General features: G+C 71.7%; 21 protein-coding genes. 5 read left to right on the forward strand and 16 right to left on the reverse strand.

Annotated elements, in window-relative coordinates:
• Positions 1-6 precede the first annotated feature (6 nt).
• Complete coding sequence (locus ACQPZK_RS28365) at positions 7-813, forward strand: hypothetical protein (RefSeq protein ID WP_433535829.1); 807 nt, start codon at positions 7-9, stop codon at positions 811-813.
• A gap of 195 nt (positions 814-1,008) precedes the next feature.
• On the opposite strand, the gene ACQPZK_RS28370 is transcribed toward ACQPZK_RS28365, so the two are convergent.
• The 7 genes from ACQPZK_RS28370 to ACQPZK_RS28400 form a co-directional block, all read right to left on the reverse strand.
• A complete protein-coding gene (locus ACQPZK_RS28370; protein WP_433535830.1) occupies positions 1,009-1,755 on the reverse strand; it encodes an SDR family NAD(P)-dependent oxidoreductase in 747 nt (248 codons plus the stop codon).
• Positions 1,756-1,926: 171 nt separating this feature from the next.
• Positions 1,927-3,036, reverse strand: a complete 1,110-nt coding sequence (locus ACQPZK_RS28375) for a branched-chain amino acid ABC transporter permease (protein WP_433535831.1) — start codon at positions 3,034-3,036, stop codon at positions 1,927-1,929.
• Complete coding sequence (locus ACQPZK_RS28380) at positions 3,033-3,923, reverse strand: branched-chain amino acid ABC transporter permease (protein ID WP_357134380.1); 891 nt, start codon at positions 3,921-3,923, stop codon at positions 3,033-3,035. Before ACQPZK_RS28380 ends, ACQPZK_RS28375 begins: the two co-directional genes overlap by 4 nt.
• Entirely contained in the window at positions 3,920-4,702 is a 783-nt protein-coding gene (locus ACQPZK_RS28385) for an ABC transporter ATP-binding protein (protein ID WP_433535832.1), read from the reverse strand. The genes ACQPZK_RS28380 and ACQPZK_RS28385 overlap by 4 nt, the downstream gene beginning before the upstream one ends.
• Positions 4,702-5,445, reverse strand: coding sequence for an ABC transporter ATP-binding protein (locus ACQPZK_RS28390; protein ID WP_433535833.1), 744 nt, complete (start codon positions 5,443-5,445; stop codon positions 4,702-4,704). Before ACQPZK_RS28390 ends, ACQPZK_RS28385 begins: the two co-directional genes overlap by 1 nt.
• A gap of 3 nt (positions 5,446-5,448) precedes the next feature.
• Entirely contained in the window at positions 5,449-6,648 is a 1,200-nt protein-coding gene (locus ACQPZK_RS28395) for a substrate-binding domain-containing protein (protein ID WP_433535834.1), read from the reverse strand.
• Positions 6,649-7,613: 965 nt separating this feature from the next.
• Positions 7,614-8,729 (reverse strand): glycerophosphodiester phosphodiesterase, encoded by a 1,116-nt coding sequence (locus ACQPZK_RS28400; RefSeq protein ID WP_433535835.1) that lies wholly within the window; start codon positions 8,727-8,729, stop codon positions 7,614-7,616.
• A gap of 142 nt (positions 8,730-8,871) precedes the next feature.
• Here ACQPZK_RS28400 and ACQPZK_RS28405 point away from each other — a divergent pair, with 142 nt between their 5' ends.
• Together ACQPZK_RS28405 and ACQPZK_RS28410 are read left to right on the forward strand one after the other, a co-directional pair.
• Positions 8,872-10,206, forward strand: coding sequence for a TrkH family potassium uptake protein (locus tag ACQPZK_RS28405; protein ID WP_433535836.1), 1,335 nt, complete (start codon positions 8,872-8,874; stop codon positions 10,204-10,206).
• 16 nt (positions 10,207-10,222) lie between these two features.
• Positions 10,223-10,891, forward strand: coding sequence for a potassium channel family protein (locus ACQPZK_RS28410; protein ID WP_433535837.1), 669 nt, complete (start codon positions 10,223-10,225; stop codon positions 10,889-10,891).
• Positions 10,892-10,933: 42 nt separating this feature from the next.
• On the opposite strand, the gene ACQPZK_RS28415 is transcribed toward ACQPZK_RS28410, so the two are convergent.
• The 7 genes from ACQPZK_RS28415 to ACQPZK_RS28445 all read right to left on the reverse strand — a co-directional run bounded on the left by ACQPZK_RS28415 (position 10,934) and on the right by ACQPZK_RS28445 (position 19,683).
• On the reverse strand, positions 10,934-12,577 hold the full coding sequence (locus ACQPZK_RS28415) for a protein kinase domain-containing protein (protein WP_433535838.1): 1,644 nt from the start codon (positions 12,575-12,577) through the stop codon (positions 10,934-10,936).
• Positions 12,578-12,648: 71 nt separating this feature from the next.
• The gene (locus tag ACQPZK_RS28420; RefSeq protein WP_433535839.1) at positions 12,649-14,202 is read right to left on the reverse strand and encodes a fused MFS/spermidine synthase; all 1,554 of its coding nucleotides are present in this window, start codon (positions 14,200-14,202) and stop codon (positions 12,649-12,651) included.
• Positions 14,203-14,238: 36 nt separating this feature from the next.
• The gene (locus tag ACQPZK_RS28425; RefSeq protein ID WP_433535840.1) at positions 14,239-15,294 is read right to left on the reverse strand and encodes a coiled-coil domain-containing protein; all 1,056 of its coding nucleotides are present in this window, start codon (positions 15,292-15,294) and stop codon (positions 14,239-14,241) included.
• A gap of 163 nt (positions 15,295-15,457) precedes the next feature.
• Positions 15,458-16,267, reverse strand: a complete 810-nt coding sequence (locus ACQPZK_RS28430; RefSeq protein ID WP_433535841.1) for an inositol monophosphatase family protein — start codon at positions 16,265-16,267, stop codon at positions 15,458-15,460.
• Complete coding sequence (locus ACQPZK_RS28435) at positions 16,260-16,712, reverse strand: response regulator (protein WP_091594776.1); 453 nt, start codon at positions 16,710-16,712, stop codon at positions 16,260-16,262. Before ACQPZK_RS28435 ends, ACQPZK_RS28430 begins: the two co-directional genes overlap by 8 nt.
• Positions 16,709-18,433 (reverse strand): sensor histidine kinase, encoded by a 1,725-nt coding sequence (locus ACQPZK_RS28440; RefSeq protein WP_433539340.1) that lies wholly within the window; start codon positions 18,431-18,433, stop codon positions 16,709-16,711. The genes ACQPZK_RS28435 and ACQPZK_RS28440 overlap by 4 nt, the downstream gene beginning before the upstream one ends.
• 5 nt (positions 18,434-18,438) lie before the next feature.
• Positions 18,439-19,683, reverse strand: coding sequence for a PP2C family protein-serine/threonine phosphatase (locus tag ACQPZK_RS28445; RefSeq protein ID WP_433535842.1), 1,245 nt, complete (start codon positions 19,681-19,683; stop codon positions 18,439-18,441).
• Positions 19,684-19,843: 160 nt separating this feature from the next.
• Here ACQPZK_RS28445 and ACQPZK_RS28450 point away from each other — a divergent pair, with 160 nt between their 5' ends.
• Positions 19,844-22,264, forward strand: coding sequence for a M28 family peptidase (locus ACQPZK_RS28450; protein WP_433535843.1), 2,421 nt, complete (start codon positions 19,844-19,846; stop codon positions 22,262-22,264).
• Between the two features lie 68 nt (positions 22,265-22,332).
• Here ACQPZK_RS28450 and ACQPZK_RS28455 read toward each other — a convergent pair whose 3' ends face one another.
• Positions 22,333-22,824 carry a hypothetical protein gene (locus ACQPZK_RS28455; RefSeq protein WP_433535844.1) on the reverse strand — a complete coding sequence of 164 codons (492 nt, stop codon included), beginning with the start codon at positions 22,822-22,824 and terminating at the stop codon, positions 22,333-22,335.
• A 284-nt stretch (positions 22,825-23,108) separates the two neighbouring features.
• On the opposite strand from ACQPZK_RS28455, the gene ACQPZK_RS28460 reads away from it, so the two are divergent.
• A complete protein-coding gene (locus ACQPZK_RS28460) occupies positions 23,109-25,256 on the forward strand; it encodes a tetratricopeptide repeat protein (RefSeq protein ID WP_433535845.1) in 2,148 nt (715 codons plus the stop codon).
• Positions 25,257-25,260: 4 nt separating this feature from the next.
• Here ACQPZK_RS28460 and ACQPZK_RS28465 read toward each other — a convergent pair whose 3' ends face one another.
• Positions 25,261-26,202 (reverse strand): threonine/serine dehydratase, encoded by a 942-nt coding sequence (locus tag ACQPZK_RS28465; RefSeq protein WP_433535846.1) that lies wholly within the window; start codon positions 26,200-26,202, stop codon positions 25,261-25,263.
• Positions 26,203-26,204: the final 2 nt, after the last annotated feature.

Here is a 26,204-nt window from a genome sequence, read left to right on the forward strand (position 1 = left end):
CATGCGATGACACAGGCAACGGGCACCGCCGGCACCATCCGACGGACGGTCGGTACGGTCGCCGCCGTGCTGGCCGCGACCACCCTGCTCGCGGGTTGCGGAACGGAGAGCGAACCCGCCGCGGCGCCACAGAGCAGCCCGTCCGCCAGCCCGAAGGACGCGCTCCTCGCCGCCGTTCCGGACGGCACCGAGGGGGCGTTCCGGTTCAGCGGCAAGGACGCGTCGAGCACGATCGACGGCCGGATCGACCCGGCAGCGAACGCATTCGAACTCAACATGGTCATGCCGCCGGACGACGGCGTCGTGGTGAAGATGTCGTTCCTGGTGATCAAGAACCAGAACTGGGTGAAGGCGAAGTTCAGCGGCCGTCCCGGCCTGCCGAAGTTCCCCGACAAGTGGATGAAGCTGGACCCCACGAAGCTGACCGACGCCGCGAGCATCCCGGCGTACGACGGCGTGGACCAGGGCAACACGGGTCCGCTCATCCAGGCGGCCACCGAGGTCGAGGAGAAGAGCCCCGGCCAGTACGTCGGGTTCATCGACGTGAGCGCCGGGGAGGCCGCGAAGGCGTTGGAGGACGGCGAGGCGGCGGCCCTCGGCGAAGCCGGCAAGAAGGTGCCGTTCACGGCTGTGGTCGGTGCGGACAAGCACCTGGCGTCGCTGACGCTGAGGATCCCGGCCGCCGGTAAGACCAAGGCGTACGACTACGTCGTCAAGTACACCGACTACGGCAGCGCGCCGAAGATCACCGCGCCGACCGGCGCCGCCGCCACGAAGGCCCCGGCAACGGCGTACGAACTGCTGAACGGCTGATCCACACCGGGCGGCGGCCACACGGGGGGCCGCCGCCCACCGCCCCCACCCCTCTCCTCCCCAACCCCCACCCGCCCACCCGGGTTGATCAAGAGGTTCGCGTCAGAATTCGGCCTATCCCTGACGCGGACCTCTTGATCAACGCGGTTGTGGGGTGGGGTGGGGTGGAGGTGGGGGTGGGGGTGGGGGTGGGGGTTAGCGGCCTAGGACTGAGCCGCCGTTTACGCCGAGGACCTGGCCGGTCACGTAGCCGGCGGCCGGGCTGGCCAGGTAGCGGACCGCCTCGGCGATGTCGTCCGGCAGCCCGGGACGCTTGACGAGGGTCTCCGCGACCCGCTTCGCGTACCCCTCGGGGGTCATCCGGTCGCCGAAGAACTCGGTCTCGGCGACGTAGCCCGGGCTCACCACGTTGACCGTGACCTGCTCCGGACCGAGCTGCGCCGCCAACGTGTACGCCCAGCCGTGCAGCGCCGCCTTCGCCGCCGCGTACGCGTCAGCGCCGCCCCGCTGCGCGGCGATCGAGCTGACCAGGATCACCCGCCCGCCGGGTCGACGCAGCGCCGGCCGTAGCGCCTCGGTCAACAGCACTGCCGTGAGCACGTTGGCGTCCAGGTTGGCTCGCCAGTGTGCGGCGGTCCCGGCCAGCGTGTCGGTCTTCCCGCCCAGGTAGCCGCCCGCATTGTTGACCACCGCGTCGACCGGCCGACCGTCGACGGCAGCCAGGACCCGGTCGAGCTGCTCCGGATCGGTCAGGTCGGCGGCCACCGGGATGGCCGCTCCCGACCGTCCACAGTCGACGTCGATGCGTTCGGCCGCCGCCGCCAACACGTCCGCCCGCCGCCCGACTACGACAACGTCGTACCCGTCCCGGGCGAGCGACCCCGCGACGGCCGCCCCGATCCCGGTCCCACCCCCGCTGACCACCGCAAGCCGCGAATCCATCCACCAACCTCCCCATCCGCAGAACCCCATCCCAGAACCCCGCCGATCATGAAGTTATCGCCATCCAACACGGCGTGTCGTGACGATAACTCCATGATCAGCGGGGTCGGGCCGGGAGCCGGCCGGGGGGGAGGCCGGGAGCCGGCCGGGGGGGGGAAGGGGGGGAGGCCGTTAGCGGCGGGGGGTGGGGCGGAGGGCTCTGGTTAGGTGGGTCAGGCGGGGGGCCAGGCTCGTCAGGCCTCCGGGGAAGAAGTACACGGCCAGGATGAAGACCGTGCCGAGGACGAACAGGGGCTGGCTCAGCGGGTGGCTGAGGACGGCCGGCAGGTTGTCGACAGCGTCGCTTGTGCCGAAGGCGGTCAGCCGGTGGTCCAGGTACATGTAGAGGACGCCGCCGAGCACGGGACCCCACCGGGTGCCCGGTCCACCGAGCACCACCATGACGAGCAGTGACAGGGTCAGCTCGGAGGACGTGATGTGCGGTGACGCGCCGCCGACGATCAGGACGTAGACCACGCCGCCCGCCGACGCCAACCCGCCGGCCAGGGTGAACGCCACCAGTTTGTAGCGGTACGGGTCCAGCCCGAGGACGCCGATCCGCCGTTCGTCGTCGCGCAGCCCGGCGAGCACCCGTCCGGTCGGCGACGCGCTGACGCGGTGGACCACGAAGACCACCAGGGTCAGGTACGCGAGCGCCAGCCAGTACAGGTTGACCGTGTTGGTCACCCCGACCAGCCCGGCCGGCAGCCCGGACACGTCCAGCGGCAGGCCCTCCTCACCGCCGGTGAGCCCGCCGAAGTCCCGGGCCACCAGGATCGCCCCGACCTGCGCGAACGCCAACGTGACCATGGCGAACGCGATGCCCACGGTCCGCAGGGCCACCGCGCCGAGCAGCGCGGCGAGGATCGTGCCGCCGGTGATCGTGAGCAGCGCCGCCTGCCACAGCGGCAGTCCGGCCCGGGTGACGAGGATGTCGGTGCCGTACACACCGGCCGCGAAGTAGAGCGCGTGCCCGAACGAGAGCATCCCGGTCCGGCCGAAGAGCAGGTCGTACCCGGCCGCCAGCCCACCGAAGATCAGGCAGATGGCGAGCAGTTGCAGGGTGCCCGGCGAGTTGACCGGCCCCTCGAAGATTCCCGGCAGGGAGATCGTCGAGTACGGCAGGATCGCCATCACGGCGAGCGCGACGAGCGGCAGGAACGGGCGGACCAGGTGCCACCGCCCCCGCTGCGGGGTCAGTTCGTCGGGCACCTGCGCGGGAGGAGCGTCGATCACCGTCATGCCGTTGCCACCTTTCCGGCGATGCCCTGCGGACGCAGCAGCAGCACCACGGCCAGCAGCCCGACCACGCAGATGTCGCCCAGCCCGGACGTGCCGTAGTAGTTGACGAACTGCTGCACCAGCCCGACCACGACCGCCGCGTACGCGGAGCCGACGACCGAGCCCATCCCGCCGATCACGACCACGATGAACGCGAAGATCAGCAGTGAGCCGCCCTGACCGGGTGACACCGTGCCGAAGTAGACGCCACCGAGCGCGCCGGCGAGCGCGGCTGCCGCCCCGCCGATGGCGAAGACCAGCGTGAACGCCTTGCGGACGTCGATGCCGAGCGCCGTCACCATCTCCCGGTTCTCCACCCCGGCCCGGATCACCAGGCCGTACCGGGTCCACCGCAGGAACGCCAGGATCGCGCCGAGCACCAGCACCGCCGCGATGATCAGCAGCAGACCGCCGTTGGGCACCTGCGCGCCGAGGATCCCGGTCACCTGTCGGGTCCAGTCGGGGCGCGGGAACGGCCGCGCGTCGGCGCCCCAGGTGGCCTGGAGCAGCGCCACCCCGGCCAGCGACAGACCGACGGTGACCAGCACCTGCTCGATGGTGCGCGAGTAGAGCGGCCGGATCAGCACCAACTCGACGAGCACCGCGACGAGCGTGCCGGCGGCCACCCCGAAGGCGACCGCGAGCACGAAGCCGAACCCGTCCGGGCCGGCACCCGGCAGGTTGCCCGCCGCCCACCAGGTGCCGTACGCGCCGACGCCGAGGAACAGCCCGTGCGCGAAGTTGAGCACGTCGGCAAGGCCGAAGACCAGCGACAGGCCCGACGCGACCAGGAAGTACAGCGCCGCCAGGCCCAGCCCGGTCAACGCCAGCAGGATGACCGTACTCATGCCGAGCCACCCTTCGTTCGCGACTGCGGGGCTCGCAAACCCGGCTCACTCCTCGCGCTCACCGGAACCTCCGAGCCGACGCCCAGCAACGACTTGGTCAGCGCCGTCTCCAGCAGCAGGTCCTGCGCGTCGCCGGTCCAGGCCACGCGGCCAGCGGAGAGCACGACCGCGTCGCGGGCCAGTCGGCGCACGACGGCGAGGTTCTGCTCGACCAGCAGCACCGGCACCGACTCCGCGACCCGCTCCAACACCTCGGCCACCTCGGTCACCACCTTCGGCGCCAACCCCTTGGTCGGCTCGTCGACCAGCAACAGTCGGTTGTCGTTGAGCAGCACCCGTCCGATCGCGAGCATCTGCTGCTGCCCGCCGGAGAGCGAGCCCGCCCGTTGGCGTCCGCGCCGGTCCAGCTCGGGGAAGAGAGCAAAGACCTTGTCGTACGCCGGGGTGGTGCCGCGCCGTTCGGCGAGCCGCAGGTTCTCGGCGACGGTGAGGCCGGCGAACACGCACCGGTCCTCCGGCACGTATCCGAGCCCACCGCGGACCAGCCGGTGGGTGGGCCGGGCCAGCAGGCTCTGCGCGCCCATCCGGATGGTGCCGCGCACCTCCCCGGCGGGCGGGGTGAGGCCCACGATCGCGCGCAAGGTGGTGGTCTTGCCGACGCCGTTGCGCCCGAGCAGGACGGTCACGCCGGTCGGGGCGACCGTGAAGGACACGCCCTGGAGGATGTGCAGCCCGGAGATCCGGACCGACAGGTCCTCCACGGTGAGGATCGGTTCCATCAGAGCGCCTCCCCGAGATACGCCTCTTGCACGGTGGGGTTGGCCATCACCGTCTCCGGGGTGTCGCAGGCCAGCAGCGCGCCGTGGTGCATGACGGCGATCCGGTCGGCCAGCTCCAGGATGACGTCCATGTGGTGCTCGACCATCAGCACCGACCGGCCGCTGTCGCCGGTCAACGACTTGATGACGGTCACCAGCTCGGGAACGTCCTCGGCGCTGACCCCGGCCATCGGCTCGTCCAGCAGCATCACCCGCGGCTCACCGGCGAGCAGCAGGGCGATCTCCAACTTGCGCTTCTCGCCGTGGGCCAGGGTGCCGGCGAGCGCCGTACCCCGGTGGGCGAGCCCGACCCGGTCGAGCGCCGCGTCGGCGGCGGCGGCGACCTCCCGGTCGGCCGCCGCCCTCCGCCACAGCGCCATCGAGCCCCCGCGGTGCGCCTGCACGGCGAGCCGGACGTTCTCCCGCACGCTGAGCGAGCCGAAGACCGAGGACGCCTGGAAGGTACGGCCCAGACCGAGGCGGGCCCGCCGGTGCGGCGGCAGCCCTCCGATGTCCTGTCCGTCCAGGGTGATCCGGCCCTCCGTGGCCCGGCGCAGGCCGGTGATCAGGTTGAACAGTGAGGTCTTGCCGGCGCCGTTCGGCCCGATCACGCCCAGGAACTCTCCCGGCGCCAGGTCGAGGTAGACGCTGTCGACGATGGCGACCTCACCGATCCGCCAGGTCAGACCGCGGGTGGCGAGCATGTGTCAGCCCTTCATGGCCACGGCCGGTGGCGCGGTCTCGTCGCCGGTGAGGCTCTTCTGGGCGGTCGCGGTGAACGCGGTGCCGCTGCCGGTCAGCTTGGCCTGGAACATCGGCTGGAGCAGCGCGTGGTCAGCGGCGCGGATGGTCATCTTGCCCTTGACCCCGTCGAAGCTCCAGTCCTCGAGAGCCTTGACCATCTTGTCGACGTCGTCGCCGCCCTCCTGCACGCCCCGCACCACCATCTGGGCGGCGGCGAAGCCGTCCGGGTGGAACAGGTCGATGGTGTTCACCTTGGCCTTGAGCGCCTTGCTGGCCTCGGTGTCGGACGCCCCGTCGAAGTAGTGCGACAGGAAGGAGATCTTCGCGCCAGCCGCGCCGAACGTCGGCCACGACGCCCGGATGTCCAGGCCGGTGACGACCGTGGTGGACGACAGCACGCCCTGCTGGTCGAGGGTCTGCCACATGGCCGGGGCGGTCGTACCGGCCCAGGCGACGAAGAGCAGGTCCGGCTTGGCGGCCTTGATCTGGCTGGCGAACGGCGTGAACTCGGTGGCGCTGGCCGGCGCCCGCACACTGCTCACGGTGGCGCCCGCGCCACCGATGACGGTCTTGACGGCGGCCTCGTTGGCGTCGCCGAACGCGCCGTCCTGGGCGAAGACCACGACCTTCTTGCCGGTCGGGTCGCCGATGAAGGACTTGGCCGTCACCACGTCCTGGTAGGACTGCCGACCGGACCGGAACGTGTACTTGTTCGCGCCGGTCACCGCGTCCGTGGCGGCCGGGCCGGAGATGAACAGGACCTTGTTCTGCGCCGCGATCGGCGCGACCTGCAACGCCACCCCGGACGCGGTCGAGCCGGCAATGATCTTCGTACCCTTGCCGATCAGGTCCTTCGCGGCCGAGACCGCCTTCGCCGGGTCCCCGGCGTCGTCGACCTCGGTCAGCTCGATCTTCCGGTCACCGACCTTGCCGGTGCCCTTGGTGGCGAAGTCGAGCCCCGCCTTGAAACCCTCGATGTACTGCTTGCCGTAGCTGGCCAGGGCTCCCGACTGGGAGTACACCAGGCCGACCTTGACCGGGGCGGCACTGTCGCCGCCGCCGGTGGCGGTGTCCTGCGGGCTACCGCAGGCCGTGGCGGCCAGCGCCGCAGCCATCATCGTGGCGGCGGAGAGGAACGCCCGCCGCGTGTGCCGGACCGTCATCGCGACTCCAGGTGAGGACAGGATGCTTGGTTGTCGGCTCACGCTAGAAGTGACGTCACCCACGGGCTATGTGGCGGAAACACACAAGTAACGCCAGGGGGGTGGCCCAGGGTTACAGCGGGCCGCACTACCACCCCCAACCCGGATCTCCCGATAGGCCGAAGCGCCACGGAGGGATCGACAGGTGTGTCGCCCCGAACCACCGTCAGCCGCACGGCCCGGCGTGGTCCGCCGGGCGCGGGCACCGCCGCCGACCGCCGAGCAGGCGGTCACAGAAAAACCCGATGTCGTACGCACTGAGCGTCCTCCTCCGACACCGTCGTCTCCGCCCGGTCCACGTCGGCGAGGAAACCCAGCGCCCGTGTGATCGCCCGCGCGAACCGCAACGCCCCCGGCAGGTGCACCCGGCGAGGTCGAGCAGGTGAAGATCCGCGCAACTTCCCTGTTGTTGCTGCTTCGGAGGCGGCGGAAGCAGCAACAACAGGGAAGTTGCTGCCTTCGCGCCGCAAGATCGTGCTCGATCGTTGACGTAGTGGCCTCGGAGGCAGGGCGAGGCCACTACTTCCTGGATCGAGCGCGATCTTGGGGAGTGTCGCCACTGGGCGAGCCATCTCCTGTTGGGCGATATACCTGTGAGTCATCTTGATGACTCACAGGTATATCCCTCAACAGAGCAAGTGGCTCCGGTCGGGTGGAGCGTCCCGCACAGAGGCCCGCGGGCCATGGGCCTGCGGGTTGTGTCGGAGACGCCGCTGGCCCGGCGTCCGAGGTGACGGACGACGGGCCAGCGGGTGGGGCCGGGCGTGCTCGGCCCGGTGGTCGACTCAGGGCGGGTCAGCTCCGAGTCGAGGCTCGCGATGGATCCGCAGCCCCGCCGAGCTCGCGAGGCATCAGCGGCCCCGCCGAGCTCGCGAGGCATCAACGGCCGAGCCGAGGCTCGCGAGGGGTCGGCAGCTCCCAGCCGGTCAGATGCCGGCGCGGGCGGCGACTGCCGTGTCGGGGTGGTCGCTGAAGACGCCGTCCAGACCGAGGCCGAAGAAGAGTTCGTACTCGGCCGTGATGTCGCCGCGCGCGTTCGGGTCGGTGCCGATGCGGAAGTCCACGGGGAGGAACTGGTTCTCCGCGCGGAACGTCCACGAGTGCACGAGCAGCCGCTCGCGGTGCGCGTCCCGGACCACGTTCGTCGGGGCGAGCAGGTTGCCGGCGGCGTCGCGGGGCACGATCAGGTTCTTGTTCGCGCCGATGCCGTCGGCGTACCCGGCGATCCACTTCAGGCCCGCGGCCGAGGCGAGGTCCTGGTAGGTACGGGTGTCACCGGCGGCGGTGAAGTCGTACGGGCGGCCGGTCGCGTCGAGGAGCTGGATCAGCTTCACCTCGGTGAGTCGGCTCAGCCGGCGCAGGTTGGCCGTCTCGAACGACTGGATGAAGACCGGCGAGTTCTTCCGGTCCAGCTTGTTGCGCCGCAGCGCCGCCAGCAACGGCTCCTCCAGCGGCTTGCCGATGGACGTGAAGTAGCTCGGGTGCTTCGTCTCCGGGTAGATGCCGATGGTGCGGCCCCGTGCCCGCCCTTCGGTACGGGCCAGGTCGATGACCTCCTGGAGGGTGGGCACCTCGAAACGACCGTCGAAGGCCGTGTTCGCCACGCGTACCTGCGGCAGCCGCTCCTTGGCCCGCAGCGTCTTGAGCTCGGTGAGGGTGAAGTCCTCGGTGAACCAGCCGGTCACGGCGACACCGTCGATGGTCTTCGTCGCCTTGCGGGCCGCGAACTCCGGGTGGGCCGACACGTCGGTGGTGCCGGAGATCTCGTTCTCGTGCCGGGCGACCAGCACGCCGTCGGAGGTGGACACCAGGTCCGGCTCGATGTAGTCGGCACCCATCCGGATCGCCAGCCGGTACGCCTCAAGGGTGTGCTCCGGCCGGTATCCGCTGGCCCCGCGGTGGCCGATGACGATCGGCCGATCGGTGGTCCGGGCGCGGTCCGCGTCGGCCGTGGGGCCGGCGGCGGCCATGGTGGGCACGGCCACGGCGGCGGCGGCGAGCAGCACGCCGGCCACGCCGAAGGTCGAGAGGGTACGTCGCAACGCCGTCTCCTGTCATCGAGGGGTGTCGCAGACAGCAGACCGGCTGTGGTTGACGGGGAGTTGGTCGAGGACTGACCGGCAGGTGAATCTCCGGAATGGGCGTTCCCACTCCATCACGTACCCGGAAAAGGAAGATTGTCTGGTGCGCCGGTTACTCCGCAACCCCGTGCGGCTGGTGCCGCTGGGGTTCCTGGTGCCGATCCTGCTCGGCACCGGGCTGCTGATGGCGCGCTGGTCGACCGTCGAGCACCAGCGGCCACCCGTGGTCACCGCGCTGTTCACCGCCACCTCGGCGGTGTCCGTCACCGGCATGGCGGTCACCGACACCCCCAACTACTGGTCCGGCGGGGGCCTTGTGGTGATCACCCTGCTCACGCAGCTCGGCGGCCTCGGCATCCTCACCGTCGCGGCGCTGGTCATCCTCGTGGTCTCCCGCCAGCTCGGCCTGCGCAACCGGCTGCTCGTGCAGGCCGAGACGGCGGAGTTCGGCATCGGCGACGTGACCCGGCTGCTGAGCCGGATCGCGGTGACCGTCTTCGCCTGCGAGGCGGTGATGACCGCGCTGGTCGCGGGCCGCCTCTGGGGGGCGTACGACTATGCGCCCGGCCGGGCGCTCTGGTCGGCGGTGTTCCACGCGATCCAGGCGTTCAACAACGGTGGCTTCGCGCTCTACTCGGACGGCCTGCTGGCCTTCGACCGCGACCCGTGGGTGTCGCTGCCGTTGGCGTTCGGCGCCATCGTCGGCGGTCTCGGGTTCCCCGCGCTGTTCGAGGCGGTGCGCGAGTGGCGCAGGCCGGCGGGCTGGGCGGTGGCCACCAAGCTGACGATCTGGGGCAGCGTGGCGCTGCTGCTGCTCGGCTTCGTCGGCCTGCTCGCCGCCGAGTGGACCAACGCCAGCACCATCGGCCCGTACGACGCCGGGGGAAAGATGCTCGCGTCGTTCACGCAGATCGCGTTGAGCCGTACCGGCGGGTTCAGTGTGCTGGACATCGCCAACCTCCAGGAGGAGAGCTACCCGCTGCTCATCGTGCTGATGTTCATCGGTGGCGGGAGCGCCAGCACGGCCGGCGGCATCAAGGTGTCCACGTTCTTCCTGCTGGCATTCACCATCTGGGCGGAGCTGCGCGGGGAGCCCGACGTGACGGTCGGGCACCGCCGGGTGGCCACCGCCAGTCAGCGGCAGGCCGTCACGGTCGCTCTGCTGAGCGTCGCGCTGGTCACGGCCGGGACGATGCTCCTGCTGCTGCTCACCGAGGGCGTGCGGTTCGTCGCGGTGCTGTTCGAGGTCACGTCCGCGTTCAGCACCACCGGGCTGACCATCGGCCTGGCCGGCGAGCTTCCGAGCAGCGGTCAGGTGGTGCTGACGGTGTTGATGTTCATCGGCCGGGTCGGGCCGCTCACCCTCGGGTCGGCGATCGCCCTGAACACCCGGCGCAGGCTCTACCGCTACGCGCAGGAACAGCCGATTGTCGGCTAGCGACGAGGAGGTCGAGGTGTCGACGAGACGAGCGGACGGCGGTGGCGTCGTCGTGATCGGGCTGGGCCGGTTCGGCTGCCACCTGGCCGGGTCACTCGCCCGGATGGAGCGCGAGGTGTTGGCCGTCGATCGCAACCCGGATCAGGTGCAGCGCTTCTCGGCCCAGTTCGACCGGGTGGTGCAGGCGGACGCGACCGAGGAGGGGGCGCTGCGGCAGCTCGGCGTGGCGAGCTTCGGTCGGGCGGTGGTGGCCATCGGGGCGTCGGTGGAGGCGAGTGTGCTCACCGTGCTGGCGCTGGTCGAGCTGGGCCTACCGCAGATCTGGGCCCGCGCCACGTCGCAGAAGCACGCCAAGATCCTGTCGTCGGTGGGCGCGCATCACGTGATCTTTCCGGAGGCGGAGACCGGTGATCGGGTGGCGCACCTGATCGTCAGTCGGCTGCTCGACTTCATCGAGTTCGACGACGACTTCGCGATCGCCACCGTCCGGGTTCCGCCGTCCCTGGTCGGTCGTACGCTGCACGACCTGCGTCCGCACGAGCGCGACGGGGTCCGGGTGATCGGCGCGAAGGTGCCGGGCGAGCGTTTCCGGTACGCCTCGGACGACACGGCGCTCGTGGACGGCGGAGTGCTGGTCGTGGAGGGCGGGATCGACCAGGTGCAGCGCTTCGCGGGGCGGCGCTGACACCTCACTTCTTGGGGTGGTGCGCGTGCCCCTCAGGCGCTTTCACCCTTTTCCCGGACCACCCGGCCCCTTGGCCTCGGAAGGCTTCTTCGGCGCCTTCGCCTTCTCGGGTGCCTTGGGCGGCGCCGGAGCCTTGGGAGCGACCTTGGTGGTGGTCTTCGTCGTCTTCTTCGGTGCGGCCTTGGTCGGGGCGGCCTTGACGGCCGGGGCGGTGGACGGGACCGACCCGGCCACCCCCGAGACGCGTGCCCCGCAGGTCGCGTCGCCGAGCCGGAACTCCACCGGCAGCGGGTTCGCTCCGGTGTACGTACCGGCCAGCGTCACCTTCTCGGCCGCGCCGGGTGCCAGCGTCTTCCCCTGCGCCGCGGGGCGGATCTGCACGGCGCCGCCCTGCTGCTGCGCCGGGGCGGGCTCGGCCTTGGTCACCTTCTGCTGGCCGGGGAACGTGAAGTTCATCGTCCAGTCGCTCAGCGGCCGGTCGCCGGTGTTGGTCAGGGTCAGCTCCGCCGTGAAGTCCTTGCCGGAGTCCGTGCGCAGCGCGTACGCCACCTCGCAGGGCGCCTTCTCCGGCAGGCCCATCCGCGCCTCGGTGGTGGGCCGGTCCTGGCCGCTGGCCGGGCTGCGGGACGTGAGCCCCCACATCGCCCCGGTGACGGCGATCAGCCCGACGGCTGCCACCCCGGCCTCCACCCGCCGACGCCGATTCGCCTGCCGGATACGGCCACGCCGGGTTCGCGACAGCGGAAGGGCGTCCGTCTCCGCCGACCAGGGCAGGATCGTGGTGCCGGCGTTGGCCAGCTCAGCGGGGTCCAGCGTTCCGGTCGCCGGTGAGACCGGTACCGCCGCCAGCATTCCCGCCGCCTCGGCGAGGGTCCGGGCCAGCTCGGCGGTGGCCGGCCGGTCGGCGGGTCGCTTGGCGAGGCAGCGCCGCACCAGGTCGGTCACCTCGTCCGGCAGACCGGGCACCGCGGACATCGGCTCCGGATCGCTGTACATGTGCGCCCGCAGCATCTGCGTGGTCGTGGTCGCCTCCCACGGCAACCGGCCGGTGAGCATCCGGTAGAGCAGCAGCCCGACGGCGTACACATCGGTGGCCGGGGACACCTGGCCGTTGTCCAGCCGCTCCGGCGCGAGGTACGCGGGCGTGCCCAGCAGCGCGCCGTCCGGTCCCTTCTCGCTCTCCCCCACCAACGCGGAGATCCCGAAGTCGACCACCTTCACCCCGGTCGAGGTGAGCATGACGTTGCCCGGGGTGACGTCGCGGTGCACGACCCCGCGGCTGTGCGCGGTGGCCAGCGCCGAACTGACCTCCGCGCCGATCGTCACCGCCTCACGCCACGGCAGCCGCACCTCGCGGCCGAGCCGGGCGGCCAGCGAACCGCCGTCGACCAGTTCCATCACGACGTACGGCACGGTCAGGCCGACCTGGTGGGACTCGCCGTAGTCGTACACGTTGGTGATGTTGGGGTGGCAGAGCCGCGCGGCGGCCTGCGCCTCGACGCGGATACGGTGCCGGAAGGCCCGGTCGGTGGCCAGCCGTGACGCCAACACCTTCACCGCGACCTGACGACCCAGCACCTCGTCGTAACCACGCCAGACCACCGACATGCCACCGGCGCCGAGCTGCTCGACGAGCCGATACCGCTCGTCCAGGAGTTGCGCGCTCTTACGGTCCCCACCGCCCATGGTGGCCGTTGTTGCCCACCACGGGCCGACCTACACCTGAAGGATCGGAATCGGTCAGGAATATCACCCGATCAGGCGGTCGCCAGCAGTTGGTCCACCGGGGCGTAGTCGTCGGTCAGCACCATCGCCCTGCCGATGAAATCCGTGAGGTCCGCGCCGGAGAGCAGGCTGACGCTCGCGTCGACCACGTCGAGGCGGGCGCGGACGGCGGTCAGCGGCAGCGGCGCGTCGGAGGCGACGATGAGGAAGTTGCTGCCCCGCTCCTCGGCGAGGGCCTCCGGCGGGGCGATCAACGCGACGTTCGTGAACTCGGCGGCGACCGTCGCCAGCTCGGCGCGGATGAACCGCAGCGGCGGGTAGTCGATGACGTTCTGCACGTACACCCCGCCGGGGCGGGCCACGCGCCGGATCTCGGCGGCCATCTCCCGGGTCGCCAGGTGCCAGGGCACCACCAGGTGGCCGAACGCGTCGCCGACGACCAGGTCGCGGCTGTCCGCCGGCTCACCGGCGACCAGCATCCGGGCGTCGCCCACCACCGCCCGCAGCCCTTGGCCCGGGCGTACGCCGAGCTCCCGTTCGCCCAGCTCGACCAGCCCACCGTCGATCTCGAACACCACGTTGTCGGTGCCCGGCCGGGTGGCGGTCAGGTACGTCGGCACGGTGAAGCCGCCACCGCCCAGGTGCAGCGCGTCCAACCGCTGGCCGGCCGGCGCGGCCACGTCCGCGACCGCGCCGATCCACTTGGTGTACGCGTACTCCAGGTGCCTCGGGTCGGCCAGGTCGACGTACGAGTGCTGGGCCGAGTTGAGCAGCAGCGTCCGGCCGCTGGGCCGGTTCGGGTCGGTGGTGACACGGGCGCAGTGGTACGCCGTCTCGATGTCGCACGGGTTCGGCGCGATGGTGCTCAGTCCCGCCCCGAGCAGGCCGAGGACGGCCAGCGCGGCGCGGGCCCGGGCCGGACCGGGCAGGTCGGTACGCGCCTGCCGGCGCAGGTACCAGCCGAGACCGATACCGACCAGCCCGAGGGAGATCGCCAGCGCCAGCAGGATGACCGTGCTGGGCAGCGCGGCGACCAGCACGAACCCGGTGAGCAGCGTGGCGGTGATGCCGCCCAGGGTGCCGATGCCGGACAGCCGACCGACCACCTGGCCGGTCCGGCGCAGGTCGGCGAGCTGGAGCTTCACCACCAGCGGGGTGACCGCGGCCAGCAGCGCCGCCGGCACGAACACGGCGAGCGCCACGAGCAGCAGGATGGCGCTGGCCGCCCCACCGCGGAGCACCTCGCCGGCGTAGCGCACCACGGGCAGGGTGATCGCGGTGGCGATCCCGGCCAGCACCAGAGCGGGCGCCAGCAGGCCGCGGGGGTCGCGCCGGTCGGCCAGCCAGCCGCCGGACCACGCGCCGTACGCGATCGCGGCGAGCGCGATGCCGATGACCGAGCTGGTCACCTGGAGGGTCACCCCGACGTACGGGCCGACCAGGCGCAGCGCAACCGTCTCCAGCACCAGCACGGCGCCGCTGGAGAAGAAGACCAGGAAGGCGGCCAGGCCGTTGGGCAGCGCCCGGCCGGTGACCGGCACGGGCGGAGCGTCGGGAGCCGCTACGTCGGACGATGGGGAACTCATCGTCGCGATGGTACGCAGCGAAGTCGCCGCTCCGGGTCAGTACATCGAGAGATGAACATGGTTCGTGTGCGACGCGGCGGGACTGCCGCTGCCACTGTAGGCACGCCACCCGGTGCCGGGATGCCAGATCTGCCGGTACCAGATCACGTAGAGCACACCCAGACGGTCGGCGTTGCGGACGTGCCAGGCGGCCAGGCTGTCCCCGTACGCCTTGTCGCCGCCGGTGGCGTTCTTGTCCTCGAAGCCGTTCGCGGCGGCCGAGAAGTCGCAGGCCCGACCCTTCGGATGCTCGCCGCCGCCACCGCTGCGCTTGCAGGAGACGTGCCGCTTGTAGCCGGCCGCCTGGGTCTCCTTGAGGGCGTGCAGGGTGCGCGGGGTGATGCACCCCGAGGTGGTCGGGTCCTTCACGGAGCAGGACTCCGACGGCCACGAGCCGTCGGAGTTCCGTGGCGCCGGCTTCGCCGAAGACGAGTTGCCACCACTGAAGCCGTTGCTGCCACCCGAGCTGACCTCGGCCAGCGCAGCCTCGGCCTCCTTCTTCTTCTTGGCCATGACGGCGAGCTGCTTCTGCTGCTCACGGACCTCGGCGTCGATGGCGATCTTGGCCTGCTGGGCCTGTTGCCGGGCCTCGGTCAGGTCGCGCAACCGCTTGCTGTCCCGCTGGGCCATCAGGTCCAGGTCGGCTGCCCGTTGGAGAAACGCCTGCGGAGTCGCCGTGTTGAGCAGCATCGACGTCGGGGTGAGGCGACCGGCCCGGTACGACTGCGCGGCCACCTCGCCGACCTGGGCGGTCAACCCGACCAGCCGAACCTCGACCGTCTTCAGCTCACCGGTCAACGCCGTCTGCCGGCGCTTGGAGTTGTCGAGCTTCGCCTTGGCCTCGATGTGGCCCTTGGCGGTCAGCTCCAGCGCGTCCCGCAACTTCTTGGTGCCACCCTCGTCCGGCTCCGCGGACGCGGGCGCGCCTGGAGCGAGCACCAGCGCCAGGGCGGCGAGCAGAGGAAGCAGTACGCGTCGAACGCGCGGCTGACTGAGCCTGGTCCTGGGCACGAAAGCGTCCTTCCGTCGACCGCCGGGCCCCCCGGATGACATCGCGCGGCGGCGTCCCCGCCGGCGCCGGGCGGCGGCCTGCTGGCGGAGACCGCCGGTCACGATACCGGAACGCGCGCCGGTGACCAGCCCCCTGACTCCCCGCCGGCCCCGGTGTCGACGCAGCGTGCCAGCGTCGTCGCGCGCCGCACGCGAGAGCTCCGCTTCAGGAGCTGAGCAGCGCCTCGTGGACCTCGGCCCAGATCTCTTCGTTGGCCGCGACGAGCAGCCCGCTACCCTCGTCGGCCGGGTGGTAGTCGACGCCGTCGAACCGGCGCGCCACCCCACCCGCCGCGCGCACCAGCAGGGTGCCCGGCGCGTGATCCCACGGCAGGGTGCGCCAGAAGAGGGCGAACTGCTGCTCGCCGGTGAGGATGTCCAGGTACTCCCGGCCGGCGCAGTGCTGGCCGGGCAGCAGCTCGCCGAGCCGGCGACCACCGGCACGGACCCGGTCGCGGGCCTCCGGCGGCAGGAAACGCGTCATCGCCACGCCGCGAATGTCGCCCAGCGACGACACGACGTCGGCGGTGCCGACCGGCTGGCCGTTGAGCAGGGTGCCCTCGTCGGCGCGACCGGCGGCCAGCGTCCCCGCCAGCGGGTCGAGGATCCATCCCGCCATCGGCTGCCCATCGGTCAGCAGGGCGACCATCAGGGCGAACGGCCGGCGACCGGCGGCGAAGTTGGCGGTGCCGTCGACCGGATCGACCAGCCACACGTCCCCGCCGTCGCGCAGGTGGTCCAACAGCCCCGGGTCGTCGGCGACGCCCTCCTCGCCCACCACCAGCGAGCCCGGCCGGAGCCGACGCAGCCCGGCGGAGATCAACTCTTCGGCGCGACGGTCGGCGACGGTGACCACCTCGCCGGGCGCCTTCTCCGACACGTCGTCGTCGTCGAGCTTGCGGAACAGCGGCAGCACGACCTGGTCGGCGGCCTCGGACAGGAGGTCGCCGACGTCGTCGAGCAGGGTGTCAGCCACGCGGCGGCAACTTGACCACGCTGACGAAGAACTCGTCGATCTGCCGGACCACCGAGATGAAGCGTTCGAAGTCGACCGGCTTGGTCACGTAGGCGTTGGCGTGCAACTGATAGCTGCGCAGGATGTCCTCGTCGGCCTGGGAGGTGGTGAGGACGACCACCGGGATCCGGCGCAACTCCTCGTCCTTCTTGATCTCTTCCAGCACCTCCCGCCCGTCGCGGCGGGGCAGGTTGAGGTCGAGCAGGATCAGGTCGGGCACCACCGCGTCCGCGTACTGGCCCTCCCGCCGCAGGTAGGCCAGCGCCTCCGCGCCGTCGGAGACGACGGTCAGCCGGTTCCGCAGCTTGTGCTCCTCGAACGCCTCCTGGGTCATCAACACGTCACCCGGGTCGTCCTCGACGAGCAGGACCTCGATCGGGCTCTTGCCGTCCGCCGGCGCGGTCATCCCACCGTCTCCCTCATGTCACCCGTTCTACCGCCTTCCGGCGGTCCGTCGGCCCGGTCCGCCTGGTCCGCCTCGCCGGAGTGCTCCGGCAGCGCGGGAGAAGCCTCTTCCGCGGGCGTCGCGTCGCCGGCCGAGACCTCCTGCGGCTCCCCGACCGATTCGCCGGCGGCAGCCGCCTCCACGTCCTCGGGACGCGCCGGAAGCGTGAACCGGATGGCGGTGCCCTCCGGTACGTCGGTGTCCACCCACACCCGGCCGCCGTGATATTCCACGATCTTCTTGACGATCGCCAACCCGATGCCGGTGCCCGGGTACGCGTCCTTCGAGTGCAGCCGCTGGAAGATCACGAAGATCTTGTCGGCGAACTCCGGCTCGATACCGATGCCGTTGTCCTGACAGCTGATCTCCCACTCGGCGTCGACCAGCCGGGCCGAGATGTGCACCTTCGGCGGTACGTCCGGCCGGCGGAACTTGATCGAGTTGCTGACCAGGTTGGCCAGCAGGTTGGTGAGCAGCGGCTCCTCGCCACGGATCACCGGCAGGTCGGTCCAGGTCAGCTCCGCGTCGGCGTACTGCCGGGCGGCCTCGGTCTGGCCCGCCACGTCGCCCATCACCTTGTTCAGGTCGACGTCGACGAAGCCGGTGGTGAGCCGGCCGATCCGGGAGAACGCGAGCAGGTCGTTGATCAGACGCTGCATCCGCTGTGCGCCGTCCACCGCGAACGCGATGTACTGGTCGGCCCGCTCGTCGAGCTGCCCGGCGTAGCGGCGCTGAAGCAGCTGGCAGAAGCTGGCCACCTTGCGCAGCGGCTCCTGCAGGTCGTGGGACGCCACGTACGCGAACTGCTCCAGGTCACGGTTGGACCGGGTCAGCTCCTCGGCCTGCTTCTGAAGCTGGCTGTTGACCCACTCGATGCGTTCGCGGGCCTCCCGCACCTCGGCCAGGTCGGAGGCGATCTTCTGGCGCATCGCGTCCACGTCGTCGCCCAACTGGATGAACTCCGGTGGGCCGACGGTGGCGACGCGGTGCTGGTAGTCGCCCTCGGCGACCTCGCGGACCTGGTCGGCGAGCGCGGTCAGTGGCCGGACCACCATGCGGTCCAGCGAGAGCAGCAGCACCGCGCCGGCCACGACGACCACCAGGGCCGCGACGATCAGCAGCACGACGAGCACGTTGCTGCTGCTGCGGACGTTCGCGGCGGCCTGCTCCCGGGCGTCCAGGATCTCCTTCTGCAGGGCGTCGACCGCCGACCGGACCTCGTCGAACCGCTGCCGGGCCTGCTCGGTGACCAACGCCTGGCCGGCTCGGGTGCCCTCGCGCTCCGTCGTGGTGATCACCGGCTCGGCGACGGTCTCCCGCCACTGCGCCGAGCGCTCCTCGACGGTCCGCAGTTCCTGACCGATCTGCGGGTAGTCGTGCAGCAGGGCCCGCATCGCGGCGACGGTCGCCTTCTCCTGCCCGAGTCCCGCGTCGTACGGACCCAGGTCGGCCGGGTCACCGCTGACCGCGTACCCGCGAACGGCCGTCTCCTGGTCGAGCACCGCGTTGAGCAGTTCCTGCGACTGCACCCGCAGCGGCCCGGTCTGGTTCAGGATGGCGTCGATCTGGGTGCGGTTGCGGGCGGCGACGGCCGCCTCGGCGACGGCCAGGCCGATCAGCAGCACACCCACGACGGTGAGCAGCGTGATGACCCGGCGGCGCAGACTCCAGCCGCCAACCATCGGCGTCACCGGCCACCACCGCGGCTGACCAGCAGCATCGCCACGTCGTCGGCCAGCGGGCCACCGTTGATCTGCTCGGCCCGGCCCACCAGCCAGGCGGGCAGCTCGGGCAGCGACACCTCCCGGTTGGCGGGCTCGTCGAGCAGCCCGCTCAGGCCCGGCACGTCGAGCCGTTCGTTGCCCGCGCCCACCCGTCCTTCGATCAGGCCGTCGGTGTACATCAGCAGGGACCAGTCATCGGTGTCGAACTCCAGGTCGAAGGCGATCGGCCGGCGGGGTCGTACGCCCAGCAGCAGGCCGCCGGGGGCAGGCACCGGGACGACCCGGCCGCCGGAGAGCAGCAACGGCGGCGGATGCCCGGCGAGTCGGACGGTGGCCCGGTTGGCGTCCAGGTCGAGTCGGGTGGTGGCCACCGTCGCGAAGATCTCCTGGAGGCGGCGCTCACTCATCAGCACCTGCTCCAGGGCGGGCAGCACCTCGTCGTCGGGCACCCCGGCGAGCACGAGGGCCCGCCAGGCCACCCGAAGTTCCACACCGAGCGCGGCCTCGTCCACCCCGTGCCCGCAGACGTCGCCGACGATCAGGTCGAGCCGGTCCGGACGGGTCTGCACCACGTCGAAGAAGTCCCCGCCGATCAGCGCGGCGTGTCGACCCGGCCGGTAGAAGGTGTGCACCGCCACCTGGTCGGTCGTCATCAACGGCTGCGGCAGCAGGCCGCGTTCGAGGCGGGCCGACTCGGCCTGGCGCAGCTCGACCTCGCGCAGCCGGCGCGCGTTCTCGTCGGCGCGCTTACGCTCGACCGCGTAGCGCAGCGCCCGGGTCAGCAGCACCCCGTCGACCTGACCCTTGACCAGGTAGTCCTGCGCGCCCTCGGCGACCGCCACGATGCCCATGTGCTCGTCCGAGCGGCCGGTCAGGACGCAGACGGCGGCGCCGCTGGACATCTCCAGCACCTGGCGCAGCCCGTCCAGCCCCTGGGCGTCCGGCAGGCCCAGGTCGAGCAGGACGCAGTCGACACCGATGATCCGCTGCCGGGCCTCGCTGAGGCTGGTGGCGACCACCAGATCGATCATCGAGTTCGTCTCGGCGAGCAGTTCGCCGACCAGGAAGGCGTCGCCCTCGTCGTCCTCCACCAGCAGCACCCGCAGCCGCTCGCCGGGCGGCAGGTTGCCGTGCCGCGCCAGCCCGCCGTGCGGGTACGGCACGACGGGGGAGCCGGCCAGGCCGCCTCCCCGGTGCGGCCGGGTCACCGCCGCGAGACGCGGGAGTTCGCTGGTGATGTCGGGCTCCTTCCGAGTGCCCTGCTGATCCTGTATTAGACAACGGTCGCACACAACACGATGGCCGCGGCACGGGGCAGGGATGGGCAGGATCACTGCCCGTCGGCCCCACTACCCTCGAGGAGTTCGGATGGGCGCACCCCCCACCCCCGTTCCGGCGGACGTACCGCTCCGGCCACCGCCGGTCGTACCCCCCGCCGACCGTGCACTGACCCGACCGCGACGGCGCCTTGCGGCCGCCGCGGCGGCGCTGGCCGCGCTGGCGGCCGTCGGCGCCGGCAGCCTGCTCGACCTGCGGACCCCGGCGCCACGGCCGGCCGACGCGCCGGCGGGCGAGTTCAGCGCCGCCCGGGCGTACGCGGACGTCGAGGTGATCGCGGCCCGGTCGCACGTCGCCGGGAGCCCGGCCAACGAGCAGGTACGTGCGCACGTCGAGCAGAAGCTGCGCGGCCTGGGCCTGGAGACGCAGGTGCAGGACACCGTCGCGCCGGAGGCCGGCCAGCTCAGCGGGGCGGCCGGTGGCGCGACCTTCGCCCGGGTCCGCAACGTGGTGGCCCGGCTGCCCGGCACCGATTCGACGGGTCGGGTGTTCCTGGTCGCCCACTACGACTCGGTGCAGACCGGGCCGGGCGGCAACGACGACGCGGCCGGCACCTCGGCCATCCTCGAGGTCGCCCGCGCGCTGTCCACCGGCCCACGGCCCCGCAACGACGTCGTCTTCGTGTTGACGGACGCCGAGGAGGCGTGCCTCTGCGGCGCGGCGGCGTTCGCCACGAGTCACCCGCTCGCCGCCGACGGCGGTGTGGTGCTCAACCTGGAGGCGCGCGGCTCCACCGGCCCGGTGATCATGTTCGAGACCTCGAAGAACAACGCGAAGCTGGTGGACGTCTTCGGCCGGGCCGCACCCCACCCCGTGGGCACCTCGTTCGCGGTGGAGATCTACCGGGCGTTGCCCAACGACACCGACTTCACCGCGTTCCTCGACCGGAAGTTCGTCGGGCTGAACTCGGCGTACATCGACGGTGGCGCGATCTACCACACGCCGCTGGACACGCCGGCCGCCATGGACCGGGGCAGCCTCCAGCAGCACGGGGACAACGCGCTGGGTCTGGCCCGGGAGTTCGGCGCGGTCGACCTGACCGACCTGCGCTCCGGGCACGACGCCACCTACTTCCCACTGCCGGGCGGGTTGGCCCGCTACCCGGGCTGGCTCGTCCTGCCGCTGGCCCTGCTCGCGGTGCTCGCGGTCGCGGCGCTGGGTTGGCTGACCCGCCGCAGCGGACGGGCGAGCACCGCTCGGCTGGTCGCCGGTTTCGGCCTCGCCCTCGTGCCGATCGTGGCCGCACCGGTAGCCGCGCAACTGCTCTGGTGGGCGATCACCACCATCCGGCCGGGCTACGCGGAGCTGCTCGACCCGTACCGCCCGATCTGGTACCGGATGGCCGTGTTGGCGCTCGCCACGGCCATCGTGTTCACCTGGTACGCGCTGGCCCGTCGCCGGATCGGCCCGGCCGCGCTGGCCGTCGGCGGTCTGGCCTGGCTGGCCCTGCTCGGGGTGCTGCTCGCCGTGGCGGTGCCCGGCGGGGCGTACCTCACCACCCTGCCGGCGTTGGCCGGCGCCCTCGGCGGCCTAGTGGCGCTGCTTACCCGGCAGACCGGGCCCTGGCCGGTGGTGGCGGTGACCGCCGCCGCGGCGGTCGGCGTCGTGATCCTGCTGCCGACCGTGGTGCTGCTCTTTCCCGCGCTGGGGATGGCGATGGGCGGGGTGGCCGCGCTGGTCGCGGTGCTGCTCGGCCTGACCGCGCTGCCGGTGGTCGACCTGCTGCACCCGCAGGCCGGCGGGCAGCGCGGCCTGGTGGCGCTGCGGGCCCGGCGACGCGCGGCGCTGCCGGCGGGAGCCGCCGCCGTGGCGGCGGTGGTGCTCGCCGGGGTCGGGCTGGCCGTGGACCGGTTCGACGCCGCCCACCCCGCGCCCACCCATCTCATGTACGCCATGGACGCCGGCACCGGGCAGGCCCGCTGGCTGAGCCACGAGAGCGACCCGCAGCCGTGGACGGACGGCTACGTGAACGGGGTGGCCAGCGTGGCGGACGACTTCCCCGGCCTCGGCGACGGCGAGCTGCGGGTCGGCCCGGCCCAGGCGGCGAGCCTGCCGGCGCCGAAGCTCGACGTGCTGGCCGACACCAGCGCCGGCGGTGAACGCACGCTGCGGCTACGCCTCACTCCGCAGCGGGCGGTCCGGCTCGCCACCCTGCACGTCGACACGACGACCGCCACCGTGCTGCGCGCCGAGGTCGCCGGGCGCGCGGCGCCAGTGGAGCCGCGCGCGGGCAAGTGGGGGTTCGGTCTGGTCTTCCACGCCCCGCCACCGGAGGGGGTCGAGGTCACGCTGACGCTGCGACCGATCGCCGCGCAGGTGGCGCTGCGGGCGATGGACGCCAGCGACGGGCTGGACGCGCTGCCCGGCTTCCGGCCCCGGCCGCCGGCCGTGGGTGTCGTCGGGTCGCACAGCTCCGAGATGCTGGCCGTCGCCCGCACGTATCCCGTCTGAAAGAGACGAACCGGTGGTCCGGCAGCCCCTGTCTGCCGGCCCACCGGTTCAGCTGAATCGTGTTTCCGTCAGTTGACTGACTCCGGTTGACCGGATCCGATACGCCGCCAGCGGTTTCCGTCGTGATCGGTGAAGGTCAGCTCCACCAGAACGGTGTCGGTCGCCGCGTGCAGCCGATGGTCGGCGGTGACCGTGACGAACAGATCCGCGCTTTTCCGGCCGTGAATGCGTCCGATCTGTTTCGCTCCGGCGAGCTCGACGGGCGGGTCGTCCGGATCCTCGGACGACAGCAGTCGCGGCAGTACCGTCACATCGAGCACCGGCGCGTCACTCTCGTTGGTCACGGTCACCCGCAGCACCGCGCTACCGCGGATCTCGGTGACCGCGGAGACCAGTCGGGCCTGGGTTGCCCGGACCCGCATCTCGTCGACGCGACGGGCGCGGATTTCCCGGCGCAGGCCGAGGTACACGAAGAGCACACTCGCGATCGAGCCGAGCGCGCCGAACCAGTCCGGCACCGAACCCCAGTCGGCCACATCGTCGTACGGCAACCAGTTCATGTGTCCATCGTGGATGCGCCGCGCGAACGCCGAGGACGGCGGATCGGTCCGAATGACCGACGAATTGTAAATGGCGGTGTCGATTCCGGTCGGCCTGGCGACCTAAACGGAGAGTGTGCAAGTCGGTACGGCGGTGGATACCCTTGCGGTTGACGTAGGGCGGGTGACGACCCCTCCGAATGTCCACTCAGTGGACATGATCTCTTCTGCCACCCGCCGCGCCGCAATTTCGCCACCGAAGGGGGACCGCATTGACTGCGGACGTTCCACCCGAGGATGCGGGCGTGCGCCGGCCGGCCTACGACCGACCGAGTCGCGTCTCCGTCGACCCGCCACTCGGGCGCCTGGACAGCCCACTGCACGGCCGCGACGACCTGATCGACGAGATCATGCATCCGGCGGACACCGGCGGGGAAGAGCCGTCGGTGCACATCCTGTGCGGCATGGGTGGCTCCGGCAAGAGTCACGTAGCTCTGGAGATCGCACGTCGAGCCCGCGCGGACGGCCGTACCGTCTGGTGGGTGCAGGCCGGCCGGCTCAACTCCGGGATGCGCGAGGTGGTCAGCCAGCTCGGCGCGTCGGAGAGCCAGGTCGACCAGGCCTGGTCCGGCATGATCAGCGCCACCGACCTGGTCTGGCGCTACCTCAACCAGGCCCGACAGCCGTGGTTGCTGATCTTCGACAGCGCCGACGAGCCCGCCACGCTCGGCCCCACCGACGGGGTGCTCGCCGACGGCACCGGTTGGTTACGCAGGCCGGAGGCCGAGGACGGCATGGTCCTCGTGACCACCCGGGACGGCAACCGTGCCACCTGGGGCACCTGGTCGACCCTGCACCAGGTGCGTCCGCTCGACGCCGACGCCGGGGCGCAGGTGCTCATCGACCGTGCCGGCGCGCAGGCCGGCGGCCTCGACGACGCCCGTGAACTGGCCCGTGAACTGGGCGGGTTGCCACTGGCCCTGCGCGCCGCCGGCAACTACCTGCGCTCGGTCAACGCCAGCCCGGTGTGGCGCGGCTCCTCCACCATCACCACCTTCGCCGAATACCGCAGGGCGGTGGAACGGCGTTTCCGCTCGCCGCTCGACGCCCCCGACGTCGACCTCGACGAATCACTCGGCCTGGAGATCGTCCGCGAGGTCGACGACATCTCCCTGGACCTGCTGGCCCGCCGTGGGCTCGAGCAGAGCCGGCCGCTGCTCAACGTGCTGGCCTGCCTGAGCATCTCCCCGGTGCCCTACGAGGTGGTCCTCAAGCCGGCCATCCTGGCCGGGTCACCCCTGTTCGAGGGCATGACCGCCCGGCAGCGGGTGAAGGTGCTGGAGGGCATCGGCGACCTCGCCCTGGTCGACTTCGACGTCCAGGAGGACGTCACCGACCCGGCCTTCGCGCACGTGCTGTCGCTGCACCCGCTTGTGCACGCGATGTTCCGCGACCGCGACGAGGTTCGCGAGCAGATCGCCGAGTACCACGGCGTCGTCATGAAGCTGCTGCTCGCCGCCACCGAGGGCCAGAATCCGGACGACCCGGCCGTCTGGTCCAACTGGGACGTGCTGGTCCCGCACCTGGTCGAGGCCGTCCGCGAATACCTGGTGCCGAAACACAAGCACGACCCCGAGACGGTACGCCGGGCGCTGGAACTGGCCCGACTGACCGCCCGCTACCTCATCGCGGTCGGCCTGCCCGGCTCGGCCTTCGACATCCTCGACCCGATCGTGCGCGGCAGCGCCACGTACGACCACGACCTGGACCGGCCCGAGGTGCTGGCGCTGCGCCACGAGCTGGGCCGTACCTGGCTGGAGCGCAACCAGCCGGAGATGGCCGACCGGGTGCTGCGCGACGTGATCGCCGACCGCACCCGCGTACTGGGCAGCGACGATCCCGACACCCTCGCCAGCCGGCACAAGCTCACCAAGGCCATCATGGCGCAGCGCCAGTGGCCGGAGGCCGAGTCGGAACTACGACAGATCGTCACCGCGGAGCACCAGGTACGCGGACCCGAGCACTGGGACACGATGGTCGTGCGGCACAGTCTCGCGCTGGCCGTCCTCGCCCAGCACCGCGCCCCCGAGGCAGAGGAGATGCTGCACGCGATCCTGGAGGTCCGGTACCGGCTGTGGCCGCTGAACCAGCCGGAGACGTGGCAGGCCCGGCACACGCTGGCCCGGTGCATGCAGGAACAGGGCCGCCTCGGCGAGGCGGAGGCGGAGCTGCGAGCGACCCTGGCCACCGTGGAGCCCCGGCACGCCGACCGCAGCGAGGTGCTCGCCATCCGGGCCACCCTCGCCGTGGTGCTCCTGCTCGACGGGAGGGTCGACGAGGCGATCGACGTGTACGAGCGCCTGCTGGCCGACCGGCGGCGGCTGCTCGGGGACTTCCACCTGGACACCCTCCAGGTGGAACATGCCCTGCGCCGCCTGCGCAACGGCGAGTGACCGGTCAGTGGGGCGCTGACGGGCCCAGGTCGCTCGGGTCGGTGTTGCCGCCGCAGACGATCACCGCGACCCGCTCCCCCGCCCGGGGCACGTACGCCCCGCCGACGAGCGCGGCCAACGCGGCCGCGCCACCCAGCTCCGCGGCGACCCGCAGCTCCGACCAGAGCAGGCGACGCGCGCGCACCAGGTCGTCGTCGCGTACCAAAACCGAGACCACGCCGGTACGACGGGCGGTGTCCAAGGCGATCTCGCCGATCCGGCGGGCGCCCAGCGAGTCCGTGGCGATACCGCCCACCTCGATGTCGACGGGCCGGCCCGCCTTCAGGGCGGCGTTGAGCGTGGGGATCTGCTCCGGCTCGACCGCGACGACACGCACCGACCCGTCGAACCAGGTGGCGATGCCCGACACCAGTCCACCGCCACCGACCGCGACCAGCACGGTGTCGACCCCGCCGAGCTGGCGTTCCAACTCCCGGCCCACGGTGCCCTGCCCGGCCACCACCTCCGGCTGGTCGTAGGCGTGCACCACGAGCGCCCCGGTCTCGGCGGCCCGCTCGGTGCTGGCCGCCAACGCCTCGGCGTAGTGCTGGCCCACCTGCCGTACCTGCGCGCCCAGGCCGGCCAGTCGCTGCACCTTCACCGGCGAGGCGGTGACCGGCACGAAGACCTCCGCCGGTACGCCCAGCGAGCGGGCCGCGTACGCGACGGCGAGACCGTGGTTGCCCCCGGAGGCGGCGATCACGCCGGCCGACGGAAGCGGCCCCTGAAGCATCCGGTTGAAGGCGCCCCGCGGTTTGAACGAGCCGGTGTGCTGGTGCAGCTCCAGCTTGAGGCTGAGCATCCCGGGAACGCCCAGATCGGCCCCGTCGACCGTAATGACCGGCGTCTCACGGACCCGCCCCTCGACCCGCGTGGCGGCCGCCTCGACGTCGCTTCTGTCCACCATGG

It is taken from the genome of Micromonospora sp. CA-249363, from assembly GCF_050950185.1.
GTDB lineage: Bacteria > Actinomycetota > Actinomycetes > Mycobacteriales > Micromonosporaceae > Micromonospora.

Excerpts from the sequence above, each read along its gene's own strand:
- ACQPZK_RS28425 (WP_433535840.1), bottom strand. The coding sequence starts at position 15,294 with ATGTCATCCGGGGGGCCCGGCGGTCGACGGAAGGACGCTTTCGTGCCC.
- ACQPZK_RS28440 (WP_433539340.1), bottom strand. The coding sequence starts at position 18,433 with ATGGTTGGCGGCTGGAGTCTGCGCCGCCGGGTCATCACGCTGCTCACC.
- ACQPZK_RS28380 (WP_357134380.1), bottom strand. The coding sequence starts at position 3,923 with ATGAGTACGGTCATCCTGCTGGCGTTGACCGGGCTGGGCCTGGCGGCG.
- ACQPZK_RS28435 (WP_091594776.1), bottom strand. The coding sequence starts at position 16,712 with ATGACCGCGCCGGCGGACGGCAAGAGCCCGATCGAGGTCCTGCTCGTC.
- ACQPZK_RS28420 (WP_433535839.1), bottom strand. The coding sequence starts at position 14,202 with ATGAGTTCCCCATCGTCCGACGTAGCGGCTCCCGACGCTCCGCCCGTG.
- ACQPZK_RS28385 (WP_433535832.1), bottom strand. The coding sequence starts at position 4,702 with ATGGAACCGATCCTCACCGTGGAGGACCTGTCGGTCCGGATCTCCGGG.
- ACQPZK_RS28370 (WP_433535830.1), bottom strand. The coding sequence starts at position 1,755 with ATGGATTCGCGGCTTGCGGTGGTCAGCGGGGGTGGGACCGGGATCGGG.
- ACQPZK_RS28395 (WP_433535834.1), bottom strand. The coding sequence starts at position 6,648 with ATGACGGTCCGGCACACGCGGCGGGCGTTCCTCTCCGCCGCCACGATG.
- ACQPZK_RS28390 (WP_433535833.1), bottom strand. The coding sequence starts at position 5,445 with ATGCTCGCCACCCGCGGTCTGACCTGGCGGATCGGTGAGGTCGCCATC.
- ACQPZK_RS28365 (WP_433535829.1), top strand. The coding sequence starts at position 7 with ATGACACAGGCAACGGGCACCGCCGGCACCATCCGACGGACGGTCGGT.
- ACQPZK_RS28375 (WP_433535831.1), bottom strand. The coding sequence starts at position 3,036 with ATGACGGTGATCGACGCTCCTCCCGCGCAGGTGCCCGACGAACTGACC.
- ACQPZK_RS28450 (WP_433535843.1), top strand. The coding sequence starts at position 19,844 with ATGGGCGCACCCCCCACCCCCGTTCCGGCGGACGTACCGCTCCGGCCA.
- ACQPZK_RS28455 (WP_433535844.1), bottom strand. The coding sequence starts at position 22,824 with ATGAACTGGTTGCCGTACGACGATGTGGCCGACTGGGGTTCGGTGCCG.
- ACQPZK_RS28465 (WP_433535846.1), bottom strand. The coding sequence starts at position 26,202 with ATGGTGGACAGAAGCGACGTCGAGGCGGCCGCCACGCGGGTCGAGGGG.
- ACQPZK_RS28415 (WP_433535838.1), bottom strand. The coding sequence starts at position 12,577 with ATGGGCGGTGGGGACCGTAAGAGCGCGCAACTCCTGGACGAGCGGTAT.